Here is a 14,032-nt window from a genome sequence, read left to right as displayed (position 1 = left end):
AGAAACGCGCACGGTGTTGGGTAGGTGTTACACCGACACCGGGGCTCGGTCGTCGTCCTGCTTCAGGACGGACGACGACCGGGTACGGGACAGGACGGTTGCTGCGAAACCGAGCAGCGAGACGACGCAGACCAGGAGGCTGAGCCACACCGTCGTGTCGTCGAACGCCAAGGCGACTGCGATGACCGGGACGATTGCCGCGCCGAGCGCGTTGCCGGCCTCACGACCGAGACCGAGGCCACTGTAGGCGTGCTGCGTGTGGAACAACTCGATGACGTATGCGCCCATCGGACCGAAGATGGCGGCGACTCCGACCCCGTTGCCCAGTGCCATGACCACCCAGTACAGCAACGGAGGAGTTGCTGCCCCCGACAGGAGTGAAATGCCCACCCACGCGAATACGGCGCTGTAGAGGAAGCCGAACATGATCACAGGCTGTCGTCCGACACGATCCGACAGTGCTCCGAAGAGCGGGATCAGAACGGTATTCGTGAGTTGCGCAGCGATCAGACCGACCAGCACTTCGGTTCTACCGAAACCGAGCTGGTTGGTGCCGAAGGTGCCCATGAACACGATGTAGAAGTAGCCGATACCGGTCTGTCCGATGGTCATCACAAGGACGGTCAGAAGGGCGCGCGGCTGCTGTCGGATCACATCGAGAATGGGACTCTTCGACAGGGCGTCGGATTCCTTGATCTCGCGGAACGCGGGCGTCTCGGGCAGGGCACGACGGAGCCACAGGCCGTAGGCGAGGATCACGACGCTGAGCAGGAACGGAATGCGCCAGCCCCACGCGAGGAAGGCCTCTTGGGACATCAGGGCGGACACCAGGAGGAGCGACAAGGTTCCGAGCACGCCACCGAGTGCCGCGCCCATGCCGGGGAGGGAGCCGAGCAACCCGCGCTTCTTCTCGGGTGCGAACTCGACGGCGACGAGGGCGGCACCGCCGTACTCACCGCTGGCCCCGATGCCCTGGAGAATGCGCAGGAAGACCAGCAGAGCCGGTGCAGCCCATCCGATCTGCGCGTAACTGGGCAGAAGCCCGACGAGGAGGGTTGCCCCTCCCATCAGCAGCATCGTGAAGACCAGGATCTTCTTGCGTCCGATGCGGTCACCGAGGCTGCCGAGAATCACCCCACCTACCGGGCGGACGAGGAAGCCGACCGCGAACGTGGCGACCGCCTGTAGTGTTCCCAGGAACGGGCTCGAGCCGGTGAAGAACACGCTGGCGAAAACAATCGACGCCGCCGAGGCGTAGAGGCTGAAGTCGTAGTACTCGAGCAGGGTTCCTACGAAGGCGGCACGGCTTGCGCGTCGTGAGTCCGCGCGGGAGGGCCCGGAGGTCGTGTTCGGGGGAGGGCCTGCAGCCGCGGTCGTACGTTCGGTCATGCGAAACCTCGATGTGAGTGATGGGCGATCTGCCCGAATGATGCAGTGACGGAAACCACATTAAGCTATAGGCATTAGATTTGTCTATCGGGGTCCGTTGTGCCCGCGCCGTGTGACATCGACGTTGATGCCGGTGAGGTGCGACTGATTGCTGAGGACGTCGTATCCGTCTTTCCCGATGGGGGAGAGTCTGTTCACGTTCGCACCGGGCTGGCGCCGCGCCACCTCGAGGCTGCGAGCGGAGCTCTGACCCCATCCGTGTGTCATCGCGACTACGCCCGGCTTGAGGGCCTCGTCGTATGCCAGTACCGCGTCGACCGACCCGTAACGGTTGTGGACGGTGACGTCGTCACCGGCGACCAGTCCGCGCCGCTCCGCGTCGGCCGGGTTCATCCACAGGGGATTATTCTGGTGCACTCCTTGTTTCAGTACCGGAAGGTTGTGCAGCCAGCTGTTCACCATGTACAGGGTGCGGCGTGTGATGAGCTTGAGCTGGTCGGCACTCTCGGTGGACAACTCCTCGAGAATGTCCTCGGCGGTGCGGTATGCGCGCCGGAAAACTGCCGGGCAGCAGTCGATCAGGCCGTCGTCGTGCTGCACTGCGATGGTGAACACGTGCGACGGGTCCGCCTCGGGCAACACCGCGGTCTGGCAAGGCATTTCCTTCAGCCGCTCGATACTCAGGCCCGAGTCGCGCATGGCGGCATCCGCGTTGGCGAGGGGGTCGGGATCGGGACTGTCGAGCAGCGTCTCCACGCCCATCTCCTGCTGGATTCGTGACAGGATCCACCAGTCGTCGCGCCGGTCGCCCCTCGGCGGTACCACCGCGGGGGTGTACTGCACGTAGGGCTCCATCGCGACGCCCATCGTGTTCAGGAAGTTGAGGTCCTCGTGTTCGAGCCAATCCGTGGCGGGGAGAACGTAATCCGCCATCTCGCCGGTGACCGTGCGGTACAGGTCGATCGTCACGATCAGTTCCAGGTCTTTCAGGGCGCGGCGCAGGCGCTCTTCTCCGCCTACCGACAACAGCGGGTTACCGGAGATGACGATCAACGCTCTGATCGGATCATCCCGAGTCTCGATGTACTCCGACAGCATTGCTGCGGGCAGATCCCCACTGACAGTGCGGACCTCGCCCACGCTGTTATGGAAGAACGGATTCTCGCGCTTGCGCTTCGAATTCTGCACGACGTCGGTCATGCCGCGGGAGTAGATGTTGCCGCCTCGGCGGCCGAGGTTGCCGGTGAAGAGACTGATCATGTTGAGCATCCAGTACGCCAGCGTGCCCTGGCGTCCCTGGTTCACGCCGGTCGCCATGTAGATGCTGGCGGTGGGGGCGGTGCAGAAGTCCTCGGCGACCTTCCTGATGACGTCGGCCTCGATGCCGGTCGCCGCCGTTACTCGCTCGACGGGATACGCCCGGAGGAAATCGAGCAGCCCGTCGATGTTGCGTGCATGCTTCTCCACCGCGGTGCGGTCGTACCCGATCCGGAACACGATCTCGTGCAGGATCGCCGCGAGGAAGTAGAAGTCGGAATCGGGTTTGATCAGCAGCACGTCACCGGTGTCCGGTCCCGACGACTCGATCCGCCGCGGGTTGACGAACAGGACGGTCCCTCCGCGCTGCTTGACCGCCTTGATCTTGGCCATCGGGTTCGAGATGTGCATGAGGGTCATGTGCGAGACGAGGGGGTTGCTGCCGAGACACAGGAAATAGTCGGTGTGCAGCAGATCCGGGATCGGATGCGCCATCGACGCCCCGTAGATCGCCTCGCTTGCAGCGTATTTTGCAGAGGTATCCTGGGTGCCGGCGCTGAAACGCATCCTGGTGTCGAAACCACGCGCGAGTGCCGCCGCGTTGGCGTAGTAGGTGCCGTTGAACGCCGACGGGTTGCCTTGGTAGACGGCGAGCGCGTTGCGCCCGTACCGCCGGCGGATGTCCCCGAGCTTGTCGGCGATCTCGCGTACCGCATCGTCCCAGTCGATCGGTACGAAGTCGCCGACCTCCTCGTGGCGAGGATTCGTGCGCTTGAGCGGGCGGTCGAGGCGGTTCGGATCGTCGTGGACCTGGAGGAAGTGCACACCCTTGTGGCAGGCGAATCCCTGGTGGATCGGGTGATCCTTGTCCGGCTGCAGTGAGACTACCTGGTCGTCCCGGACGTCTGCGACGAGACCGCACCCCGGTTCGCAGATGCGGCAGAACGTGTGGACCCGGCGCGTCGTCACCTGGTCAACCGCCCACGGCGGCTGCGCAAGTCGATGCCGCCCACGGCGGCTGCGCGAGTCGATGCCGCCTGCGCCTCGTCCCGATAGTTGGACGGCCACTTCTTGCCCAGGGTCAGTCCCCCGTCGACTCCGAGGGCCTGGCCCGTGACGAACTCGGAGTCGTCCGAGGCGAGGAACGCCGCGGCGTGCGCAAGGTCCTCGGGTTCGCCGGCTCGCGGGATGGGCTGGAACGTCGTCAGGCTGCCCCGTACGGCGTCGACGCTGCGGTCGAGTGCTTCGTCCTCGAGTCCCGCACCGTGGCCTACGATGCGGGTGGCGACTCCTCCGGGGACCAGTGCATTGACGCGGATCCGGAATTCGGCCAGCTCCACGGCCGCGGTCCGGGTCAGTTGGAGCACGGCGGCCTTCGCGGCGCTGTAGGGATGCGGTCCGAATCCGGTGCGCACGCCCGCGACGCTCGAGACGTTGACGATGCTGCCGGAGCCCTGGTCGCGCATCACGCGCGCGGCATGCTTGGTTCCGAGGAACACGCTGCGTGCGAGCACGGCGAACCCGTCTTCCCATTCCTCGAGGGAGGTGTCCTCGAGGAATGTCCAGGCACCGACGCGGCCCGCGTTGTTGACCATGCAGTCGAGCCGTCCGAACCGGTCGACCGCCAGCGCGACGGCGGCCTCGACCTCGGATTCGGTGCGTACATCGGTGTGCAGGTAGGCGCCGCGGGGACCGAGGGCGGCAGCAACGGTCTCCCCGCGAGCGTCGTCGATATCCGCGACGATCACACGCGCCCCGCGCTCGACGAACACGTGAGCAGTGGCTGCGCCGATTCCGCTCGCGGCTCCCGTCACCACGGCAACCTTGCCGTCGAGGTTCGTCATGGTGGACTCCTTCGGTTGTGCTCGCCGGTTCCTCGAGCTTTAATCTAAAGCCATTAGTCTTCTTCTGTCGAATCCTTCGTCCCTGGGGAGAGCCATATGTCCGATGCGACACCGATCCTGACCGAGCGGCCGCGGCCGGGCATTCTCCTGATTCGCCTCAATCGCCCGGACGAGCTCAATGCCATGAACGTCGACCTCATCGACGCGCTGCACGAGGTGCTCGCCGAGGTGCGGGACGATTCGACCACCCGCGCGATTGTGCTCACCGGTGAAGGACGTGCCTTCTGCGCAGGTCTGGATCTGCGCGGATACGGAATCCCGCAGGGTGCGACCGAGGGGGAGGGTCGCGCGCAACTCGGACTGCGGGTGCAGAAGCACATCGCGGGTCTCGTCGATGCATTCCGCGGTGCGCGGCCACCGATCATCGCGGCCGTCAACGGGGCCGCGGCGGGCGGCGGAATGTCGCTCGCCCTCATGTCCGACATACGCATCGTGTCCGAATCCGCGGTGTTCCATGCCGCGTTCATTCGCCGCGGCCTGTCCAACTGCGACATCGGAATGAGCTGGCTCCTGCCCCGCATGATCGGCTTCTCCCGGGCTGCGCAGATCATGCTCACCGGCAGGTCCATCGACGCCGCCGAAGCCGAACGGATCGGGCTCGTCTCGTCCGTCGAACCCGCCGACAAGCTGCTCGACGTCGCGCTGGACACCGCCGGGGCCATCGCGCAGAACAGCCCGTTCGGCGTCTGGATGACCAAGGAAGTGATGTGGTCGAACCTGGAGGCGCCCAGCATGCGCGCTGCAATCGACCTCGAGAACCGTACGCAGATCCTCAGCTCGTTGACGCGCGATCACAAGGAAGCCGTCGTCTCGTTCCTCGAGAAGCGGCCGCCGGCGTTCCAGAATCACTGACCGGCACCGATTGATTCGACGACACACCGAAGAGGCAGTGAAAGCAGCATGAGAGTTGGAATCGCCGCAGGGTATTGGGGTTCGGGCCCGCCGCGCAATGTCGAACGGATGCTCGCCGAGGCCGAAGCGCTCGGGGTCGACAGCTTCTGGACCGCCGAGACCTACGGGTCCGACGCGCTGACACCTCTCGCGTGGTGGGGTGCGCAGACGTCGAGGATCAAGCTGGGGACGTCGGTGTGCCAGATGTCGGCGCGCACACCGACGGCGCTGGCGATGGCCGCGCAGACCCTCGATCACCTCAGCGGTGGTCGCGTGATCATCGGCATCGGCGCGTCCGGGCCGCAGGTCGTCGAGGGCTGGTACGGGCAGCCCTACCCGCGACCTCTCGAACGCACCCGCGAGTACATCGAGATCATGCGGCAGGTGTGGGCGCGTGAGGAGCCGGTGACCTACTCGGGACGGCACTACCAGCTGCCGCTCCAGGGCGGCTCCGGACTGGGGAAGCCGCTCAAGTCGATCGTCCACCCCCTGCGTGACGACGTCCCCGTCTACATGGGCGCCGAGGGCCCGAAGAACGTGGCGCTCGCCGCCGAGATCGCCGACGGCTGGACGCCGCTGTGGTTCTCGCCCAAGAGCGACGAGTTCTACCGCACGGCACTCGCCGAAGGCTTTTCGCGTGAGGGAGCGCGCCGCACCGCCGATGACTTCGAGGTTGCGAACGTGTGCTGGCTCCTCGAGAACGACGACGTGGAGAAGGCCGCCGCCCGGCTCAAGCCGACGGTCGCGCTCTACGCCGGCGGTATGGGGGCCAAGGGTGCCAACTTCCACAACGACGTGTTCGCCCGCATGGGGTGGGGCGAGGTGTGCGCCGAGATCCAGGAGCTGTACCTGAGCGGGCGGCCCGAGCTCGCCGCACAGGCCGTGCCCACCGAGATGGTCGAGGACGTCGCCCTGGTCGGTCCCGCGGACAAGATCATCGAAGAGATCGAAACCAAGTGGAAGTCCACGTGCCTGACCACCCTCATCCTCGGTGGGTGGCCGAAGCCGGAGAACCGCGAGCGCATTCTGGAGGCAGTGCAGTCGTGACCCTCGATCCGAGAACCCCGATCCTGGTCGGCACCGGCCAGGTCGACGAACGCGGCGGCGGCGTGGAGCCCGTCGATCTCATGGTGCGCGCGGCGCGCGAGGCCGCTGCCGATGCCGGGTCCGCGCGCCTGCTCGAACTGGTCGACTCCGTCCGCGTGGTCGGGCTCCTGTCCTGGCGTTACCGCGACCCGGGCGCACTCGTCGGCGAGCGCATCGGCGCGACCGTACGGCACACCGGTTACTCCGGAAACGGTGGGAGCACGCCGCAGGTGCTGGTCAACGGTGCCGCCGAGGACATCGCCGCTGGCCGCGCCGACGTCGTGCTCATCGGTGGCGCCGAATCCTGGCGGACCCGCATGAAGCTGCGGGCGCAGAAGCAGCGACCCGAGTGGAGCGTGCAGGACGAGTCGGTGCCCGCCGCCGAGATCATGGTCACCGATGTGCCGATGGCGGACGAGAGCGAACGCCGGATCGGTCTGGACCGGCCCTCGTACGTCTATCCGCTGTTCGAGCAGGCGCTGCGGGTCTCGGCGGGACGCTCCCTCGAGGAGCACCGCGAGTTCATCGGGGGCCTGTGGTCGCGGTTCAGCAAGATCGCGGCAACGAACCCGAATGCGTGGGTGCAACGGGAGTACACCGCGGCGGAGATCGCGACACCGTCGCCCGAGAACCGGATGATCTCCACGCCCTACACCAAGCTGCTGAACTCGAACAACATGGTCGATCAGGGCGCGGTGCTGCTGATGTGCTCGGTCGAGACGGCCGCCCGGCTCGGTATCCCGCGGGAGAACTGGGTCTTTCCGCAGTCCGGCACCGAATCGCACGATACGTATGCGATCGCCGAACGGGGTGCCCTCGACGGGTCACCGGCGATTCGCATTGCGGGGGCGCGGGCTCTCGAGCTCGCGGGTATCGGGCTGGACGATGTCGCGCACGTCGATGTGTACTCGTGTTTTCCGTCGGCGGTACAGGTTGCGGCGAACGAGCTGGGGTTGGCGCTGGATGATCCGGGTCGGCCGCTGACCGTGACCGGTGGTCTGACGTTCGGGGGTGGCCCGTGGAACAACTACGTGAGCCATTCGATCGCGACCATGGCGAAACGGGTGCGTGAGTCCCCGGGTTCGTACGGTCTGGTGACCGCCAACAGCGGCTATCTCACGAAGCACGCCATGGGCGTGTACCGGACGGAACCTCCCGCCGGAGGATTCCGGAGGCTGGACGTGCAGGCCGAGGTGGCGGGGCAGCCCACGACCGCCGCGCTCATGTCCTACGCGGGCACGGCGTCGGCGGAGTCGTGGACCGTGGTGTACGGCCGCGACGGTTCGCCGGAGCGTGGTTTCCTCGCGGCACGCACTGCCGCAGGGGAGCGAACCCTCGCGGCGACCACGGACGCCGAGGATCTCGCGCGCCTCACGGAGGGCGATGTTGCAGGTCAGCACGTTTCGATCACGGAGGACGGGCAGTTCCACTTCGCGCGACGTTGACGGCATTTATCTAACGACATAAGGTTATTGCACTGACGGACACGACAGGCTCGTGTCACGAATCGAGGAGTTCACAGATGTCTGTCGAAGACTTTCGTGCACTGTACGAACAGCATGTCGGCTACGTTGTCGCCGGAAACATGAAGGCCGCTCTCGCCGACATGGTGCGAGAGAACATTCCGCAGGTCTTCGACGGAATCGACACCCCCCGCGAGGCCACGAAAGGCTTCGAGATCAAGGACGTGCGCGCCGAGGGCGACCGGATGGTGGGCGAGACCGTCTACGACATGGGCGACCGTTCGATCGGGCTGCGCTCCATCTGGGAGCTCCACGACGGACGCTGGCTCGCGGCGAAGCTCGAGAACTTCCCCGCCGGAACGGAGGCGAACGCATGACCGCAACAGAACTCGCGACCGAACCCTGGGGACCCGCGCCGGACGGACTCGATCAGCCGTACTGGGACGGTCTCCTTGCCGGTGAGCTGCGCCTTCAGCGCTGCAGCGATTGCCGCACGTGGATCTGGGGGCCGCAGGCCATTTGCGGTCACTGCCACAGCTTCGACCTCGGATGGGAAACCGTCGAGCCGGCCGGCACCGTCTACAGCTGGAATCGCAGCTGGTACCCGTACATGGACGAATATGCCGAGCGGTTGCCGTACGTGACGGTGCTCGTCGAACTGCCGCACGCCGGTGGCCGACGGGTGCTGGGCATTCTCGCAGACGACATCGACGCGAACCCCGAGATCGGCGACCGGGTCGTCGGAGTCTTCGAGCGGACCGAGGGCGCCGCCTGGCCGTTGCTGCGTTGGCGCCGGGCCGATTCGATCGTAGAGGGAGAAATGCGATGAGCGCCAACATCATGCGCGGCGCGACGGCCGTCGTCGGCGTCGCCGAACAGCATTACAAGCGCGGCGAAGCCCCGCACAGCGAGAAGCGCATGACTCTCGAGGTCATCCTCCGGGCGTGTGCCGACGCGGGTATCAACCCCCGCGAGATCGACGGCTTCGTCTCCTACGCGGGCGGCGCCAACGACGGCGCCATCATCGGCGGCGCACTGCTGATCGACGAACTGCGTTGGTCGAACATGATGTGGGGTGGGGGCGGCGGCAGCGTCGCAGCGGCCATCACGAATGCAGCCACTGCGATCGCCACCGGTCAAGCCGAGTGTGTTGTGGTCTATCGCGCGATGACGCAGGCGGATACGGGTCGGCTCGGATACGCGAAGTACCACTACGGCAGTCACTTCCTCGCGCACGGCATCGGCTCGCCCGCGCAGATCTGCGCGATGCGCACCCAGCGGATGCTCGAGCACGGCGGGGTGCCGCGGTCGGCCATGCGATCCCTGGTCCTCGCGTCGTACCAGCACGCGCAGAGCAACCCGACGGCGCAGGGTTACGGACGCCCACTCGACGAGGAGACCTACGAGGATTCGCGGTTGATCGCAGAGCCGTTCCACCTGTTCGACTGCTCCCGTGAAAGCGACGGTGCGGTCGCGCTGGTGCTCGTCTCGGCCGAGCGGGCGAAGACCTTGCGTCCCGACCCGGCGTATCTACTGGCAGGCGCGCAAGGTGCACCGGGCGGATACTCGGAACTGATCGACAACGATCTCGGCGAGCAGTACATGACCGCCGGATTCGGCCCGGCCAACAACGGAAAACCCGGTGTCGCCGAAAGGCTTTGGTCTGCAGCCGGTCTCGGACCGGATGATGTCGACGTGGTCCAGGTCTACGAGAACTTCAGTGGTCCTGCTGTCGCGGCACTGATCGATCACGGCCTCTGTCCGCCGGGGGAAGCTGCCGGCACCTTCATGACCGTCGAGAACCTCACCGCGCCGAACGGCAAACTGCCCATCAACACCAGCGGCGGCAACCTCGCCGATTCGTTCATCAACGGTCTGAACCTCGCGGTCGAAGCGGTCCGGCAGATCCGCGGCACCTCGACCAACCCGGTGGAGGGCGCGAAGACCTCCCTGTTCATCGGCGGCCCGATGGCGCCGTTGGTGAGCTCGGTGCTGTTCGGCCACGAAGACACCCTCTGACCGCCACGTCCGAAAGGCACGACATGAACGACCGTGACACCAATAGTCTGGACCGGAGCGAGCTGTTCATCGGCGGACGGTGGGTAGCGCCGAAGTCCGGTGGCGGCGTGGACGTCATCGAGGCGGCCACCGAGAAGGTGCTGGGTACCTCCGCTCTCGCGTCCGACGCCGACATCGATGCGGCCGTCGCGGCCGCGCGTACCGCCCTGACGGGTCCGTGGAGCAGGCTGACCAACGTCGAACGGGCCGACCTGCTCGACACGTTCGCGGCCGCCCTCAAGTCACGTGGTCGCGACACGTCCCGGCTGGTGAGCCGCGAGAACGGCATGCCGATCGCGCTGTCGGGCGGTGTGAACGGTTTCGGCCCCGCGGCGATGCTCTCGTACTACGCAGGTCTGATCCGCGAAGCGTCCAACGAGGACGTGCGGCCGAGTGCATTCGGCGGTCGCACCGTCGTGCGCCGCGAGCCCGTGGGCGTGGTCGCGGCAATCACGCCGTGGAACTACCCGCAGCCGCTCGCTGCGATGAAGCTCGCTCCCGCGCTCGCGGCGGGATGCACGGTGGTGCTCAAGCCCGCCCCCGAGACCGCACTCGATGCGTTCGCCTTCGCCGACGCCGCGCTCGAGGCGGGTCTGCCCGACGGTGTGGTCAACGTCGTCCCCGCCGACCGCGACGCCGGTGCCTACCTGGTTTCGCACCCGGGCGTCGACAAGGTGGCGTTCACCGGGTCCACCGCGGCAGGTCGCGCGATCGGGGCGGTCTGCGGTCGGCTGCTGCGGCCGGTCACGCTCGAGCTCGGCGGCAAGTCCGCGGCGATCGTCACCGAGCACGCCGATCTCGACGTCTTCGCGAAGAACCTGCTCGAGGTGTCGCTGGTCAACAACGGCCAGACCTGCCACGCGAGCACCCGGATCCTCGCCCCGCGCTCGCGGTACGACGAGGTCGTGGACGCGGTCACCGAGACCGTGCGGGCACTGACCGTCGGTGATCCGCTCGACAAGGCCACCAACGTGGGTCCGCTGGTCTCGGCCGCGCAGCGCGACCGCGTCCTCGGCTACATCGCTTCGGGCCGCGCCGACGGCTACCGCATCACCACCGGCGGCGGCGTCCCTGCCGACCAGCCGCTGGGGTGGTTCGTCGAGCCGACCGTGTTCGCCGACGTCGACAACTCCGCGCGCATCGCGCAGGAGGAGATCTTCGGTCCGGTGCTGACCATCACCGCGTACGACGGTGAGAACGAGGCAGTTGCCATCGCCAACGACTCGGAGTACGGACTCGGCGGTACTGTCTGGACCACAGACGAACAGCACGGCCTCGACCTCGCGGCGCGGATTCACAGCGGCACAGTCGGAGTGAACTACTACGCCCTCGATCTGGACGCGCCGTTCGGCGGCGTCAAGTCGTCGGGGCTGGGCCGCGAGCTCGGCCCGGAGGGACTGGCACCGTACTTCACCGCGAAGTCGGTGTACTTCGGAACTCGCTGACCAGAGCCAGGTCTCGCGGCGAGCACACACTATTGGAGCACAAGATGGCACTACCTCTGCATGGTGTCCGGGTACTGGAACTGACGGACGGATTCGGCGACACCGCGGGCCGGTTCCTCGCCGACCTCGGGGCCGAGGTCGTCCGAGTCGAACTGCCCGGAGGCTCGCCTTCGCGCTCGGCGCAACCGGTCCGGAACGGTGTGAGCGTTCCGTTCGCGCTGCGCAACGCGAACAAGCTCGGCGTCACGCTCGATCTCGAGGAGGACGAAGGCCGGGACCGGTTGCGCGCCCTCGCGCGGCGCTCGGACATTCTGCTGGAGTCGTTCCCGCCGGGCTTCCTCGCTGCGCGCGGCGTGGGTACTGCGGACCTGTGCCGGGCCAATCCCGCGCTCGTGGCCGTGTCGATCACCGGTTTCGGTCAGGACGGTCCGTATCGCGACTGGGCGGCGACAGAGCCGGTCCTGTATGCACTCAGCGGTGTATTGTCGCGCTCCGGTGAGCCGGGGGAGCAGCCGCTGCTGCCGCCCGACGGGCTGATCGACGAGTCGGTAGGCGTGCACACGGCGTGGTCGGCGCTACTCGCCTACTTCGACCGGTTGCACACCGGACGTGGCCAGAGCGTCGACATCTCGGCGTTCGAGGTCATCGTGCACGGCTTCGATCCCGGATTCGGTGTGCAGGGCTCCGCTGCCGCCGGCCGTTCCGAGGACTTCCCGCGGGGCCGGCCGGACGCCGCCAACTTCTACCCGGTCTATCGCTGCGGCGACGGGCAGGTGCGCATCTGCCTGCTCGCGAAGCGGCAGTGGCGGGCGATGTTCGAATGGCTCGGTGAGCCGGAGGAATTCGCGGATCCGACATACGACACCATTCCCGCGCGATTCGCTGCGTCCGCTCGCCTCAATCCGCTCATCGAACAGTTGTTCAGCACCTATACCCGCGACGAACTCGTCGTCGAAGGTGCGGCCCGGGGCATCCCGATCGGTGGTCTCAACACCGTGTCGGAGGTCTTGACGACCGAGCATTTCGATGCGGCCGGTACGTTCGTCGATACCGAGATCTCACCCGGCGTCACCGCGCGAGTCCCGTCCGGGTACGCGAAGGTCGACGGGCAGCGAGCCGGAGTGCGCATGCGTGCGCCAGAACTCGGTGAGCACAACGACACGGTGTTCGGGTCCGACATCGACGGGGCTCATGATCCGATTCCCGCACTGCAGCGCGAACCGGGTGGGCGGCCGTTCGAGGGTCTTCGGGTCCTCGATATGGGTGTCGTGGTGTTCGGTGCTGAACTCGGGCGCCAGTTCGCGGACAACGGCGCCGACGTCATCAAGATCGAGAACTCGAACTTCCCGGACGGATTGCGCCAGTCGAAGCGGGGTGCGGCCCTCGCCGCGTCCGTGGCGTGGGGCCACCGTAACCGCCGCAGCCTCGGACTGAACCTGCGCAGTCCCGAAGGCATCCGCATCTTCAAGCGGCTGGCCGCCGAAGCGGACATCGTGCTCGCCAACTTCAAGCCCGGCACTCTCGCCTCGATGGGGCTCTCGTACGACGAGCTCGCCGCGATCAATCCGCGCATCATCGTGTCCGAGAGCAGCGCCTTCGGCAGTGTCGGCCCGTGGAACAAGCGGCTCGGCTACGGACCGCTGGTACGGGCAGCCTGTGGTGTCTCGGCGCTCTGGCGGTACTCGGACACCACTGATGCACTGTGCGACGGCTCGACTGTCTACCCCGATCACATCGCCGGACAGGTCACCGCAACCACGATTCTCGCCACGCTGATCCACCGGCTGCGGACCGGGCGTGGCGCCGCGATCGAGGTCGCTCAGGCCGACACCGCGATCGTGCAACTGGGTAGCCAGCTCGTCGCGGAACATCTCGAGCCTGGGTCGATCGGCGCACCGGGAAATTCCGATCCGTACTCGGCGCCCTCCGGGGTGTACCCGTGTGGAGGTGACGACGAGTGGTGTGTCGTCACCGTCCGCGACGACACGGACTGGGCGAGGCTGTGCGGTGTAGTCGGCCGGCCCGACCTCGCCGACGACCCTCGTTTCGCCACCGCCGAGCTCAGGATCGACCACCGCGCCGAGGCCGACGAGGTGCTGACGGAGTGGCTGCTGCGGCACACGCCGACCGAGGCGATGGTGACTCTGCAGGCGGCTGGAATACCGGCCGGGGCCATGATCCGGTTGCCGGAGCTGCTCACCAACCCTCAGCTGATCGCGCGCGGTGCGTACACCGAGCTCGAACACGAGCTGCTTCCGGCGCCGCTCCCGACCGCGAAGCAGGTGGCGCACTTCGCGACGTTGCCGGACTGGCCGCTGCGGCAGGCGCCCCTGGCCGGTCAGCAGACACGTGAGATCTGCGAGAGAGTGCTCGGGCTGAGCACAGTCGAGATCGATTCGCTCGTGCGCGACGGCGTGCTGCAACCGCCCGCCGACGATCCGGCGCTGTCGCCGGTTCCCTCCACTGTGTGACACAGCCGAGAAGGTCCCCCGGAGCTTCCTCCGGGGACCTTCTACTGTTCGGGCCGACTTCCTGCGAC

General features: G+C 66.8%; 11 protein-coding genes. 8 read left to right on the top strand and 3 right to left on the bottom strand.

Annotated elements, in window-relative coordinates; all coding sequences use genetic code 11:
* Positions 1-27: 27 nt before the first annotated feature.
* The 3 genes from CQZ88_RS14650 to CQZ88_RS14640 form a co-directional block, all read right to left on the bottom strand.
* The gene (locus CQZ88_RS14650; protein ID WP_029541610.1) at positions 28-1,389 is read right to left on the bottom strand and encodes an MFS transporter; all 1,362 of its coding nucleotides are present in this window, start codon (positions 1,387-1,389) and stop codon (positions 28-30) included.
* 84 nt (positions 1,390-1,473) lie between these two features.
* On the bottom strand, positions 1,474-3,615 hold the full coding sequence (locus tag CQZ88_RS14645) for a molybdopterin-dependent oxidoreductase (protein ID WP_102799947.1): 2,142 nt from the start codon (positions 3,613-3,615) through the stop codon (positions 1,474-1,476).
* Positions 3,612-4,490, bottom strand: a complete 879-nt coding sequence (locus CQZ88_RS14640; protein ID WP_029541613.1) for a glucose 1-dehydrogenase — start codon at positions 4,488-4,490, stop codon at positions 3,612-3,614. The genes CQZ88_RS14645 and CQZ88_RS14640 overlap by 4 nt, the downstream gene beginning before the upstream one ends.
* Positions 4,491-4,586: 96 nt before the next feature.
* Here CQZ88_RS14640 and CQZ88_RS14635 point away from each other — a divergent pair, with 96 nt between their 5' ends.
* From CQZ88_RS14635 to CQZ88_RS14600, 8 genes are all read left to right on the top strand, one after another.
* Positions 4,587-5,402, top strand: a complete 816-nt coding sequence (locus CQZ88_RS14635) for an enoyl-CoA hydratase/isomerase family protein (RefSeq protein WP_006936325.1) — start codon at positions 4,587-4,589, stop codon at positions 5,400-5,402.
* A gap of 48 nt (positions 5,403-5,450) precedes the next feature.
* Positions 5,451-6,488, top strand: coding sequence for an LLM class F420-dependent oxidoreductase (locus CQZ88_RS14630; protein WP_050034664.1), 1,038 nt, complete (start codon positions 5,451-5,453; stop codon positions 6,486-6,488).
* Entirely contained in the window at positions 6,485-7,972 is a 1,488-nt protein-coding gene (locus CQZ88_RS14625; RefSeq protein ID WP_006936321.1) for an acetyl-CoA acetyltransferase, read from the top strand. The genes CQZ88_RS14630 and CQZ88_RS14625 overlap by 4 nt, the downstream gene beginning before the upstream one ends.
* 77 nt (positions 7,973-8,049) lie before the next feature.
* Entirely contained in the window at positions 8,050-8,367 is a 318-nt protein-coding gene (locus CQZ88_RS14620; protein WP_029541620.1) for a hypothetical protein, read from the top strand.
* On the top strand, positions 8,364-8,819 hold the full coding sequence (locus CQZ88_RS14615; protein WP_006936317.1) for a Zn-ribbon domain-containing OB-fold protein: 456 nt from the start codon (positions 8,364-8,366) through the stop codon (positions 8,817-8,819). The genes CQZ88_RS14620 and CQZ88_RS14615 overlap by 4 nt, the downstream gene beginning before the upstream one ends.
* On the top strand, positions 8,816-10,009 hold the full coding sequence (locus CQZ88_RS14610; protein ID WP_006936315.1) for a hypothetical protein: 1,194 nt from the start codon (positions 8,816-8,818) through the stop codon (positions 10,007-10,009). The genes CQZ88_RS14615 and CQZ88_RS14610 overlap by 4 nt, the downstream gene beginning before the upstream one ends.
* A 23-nt stretch (positions 10,010-10,032) precedes the next feature.
* Complete coding sequence (locus CQZ88_RS14605; protein ID WP_065922960.1) at positions 10,033-11,493, top strand: aldehyde dehydrogenase; 1,461 nt, start codon at positions 10,033-10,035, stop codon at positions 11,491-11,493.
* Between the two features lie 44 nt (positions 11,494-11,537).
* Positions 11,538-13,964, top strand: coding sequence for a CaiB/BaiF CoA-transferase family protein (locus tag CQZ88_RS14600; RefSeq protein ID WP_102799946.1), 2,427 nt, complete (start codon positions 11,538-11,540; stop codon positions 13,962-13,964).
* The last annotated feature ends 68 nt before the right edge of the window (positions 13,965-14,032 follow it).

Source organism: Rhodococcus sp. ENV425, assembly GCF_002887785.1.
Lineage (GTDB): Bacteria > Actinomycetota > Actinomycetes > Mycobacteriales > Mycobacteriaceae > Rhodococcus > Rhodococcus aetherivorans.
The sequence above is the reverse complement of the archived record's forward strand: the minus strand, read 5'-3'. Positions and strand labels throughout refer to the sequence as shown.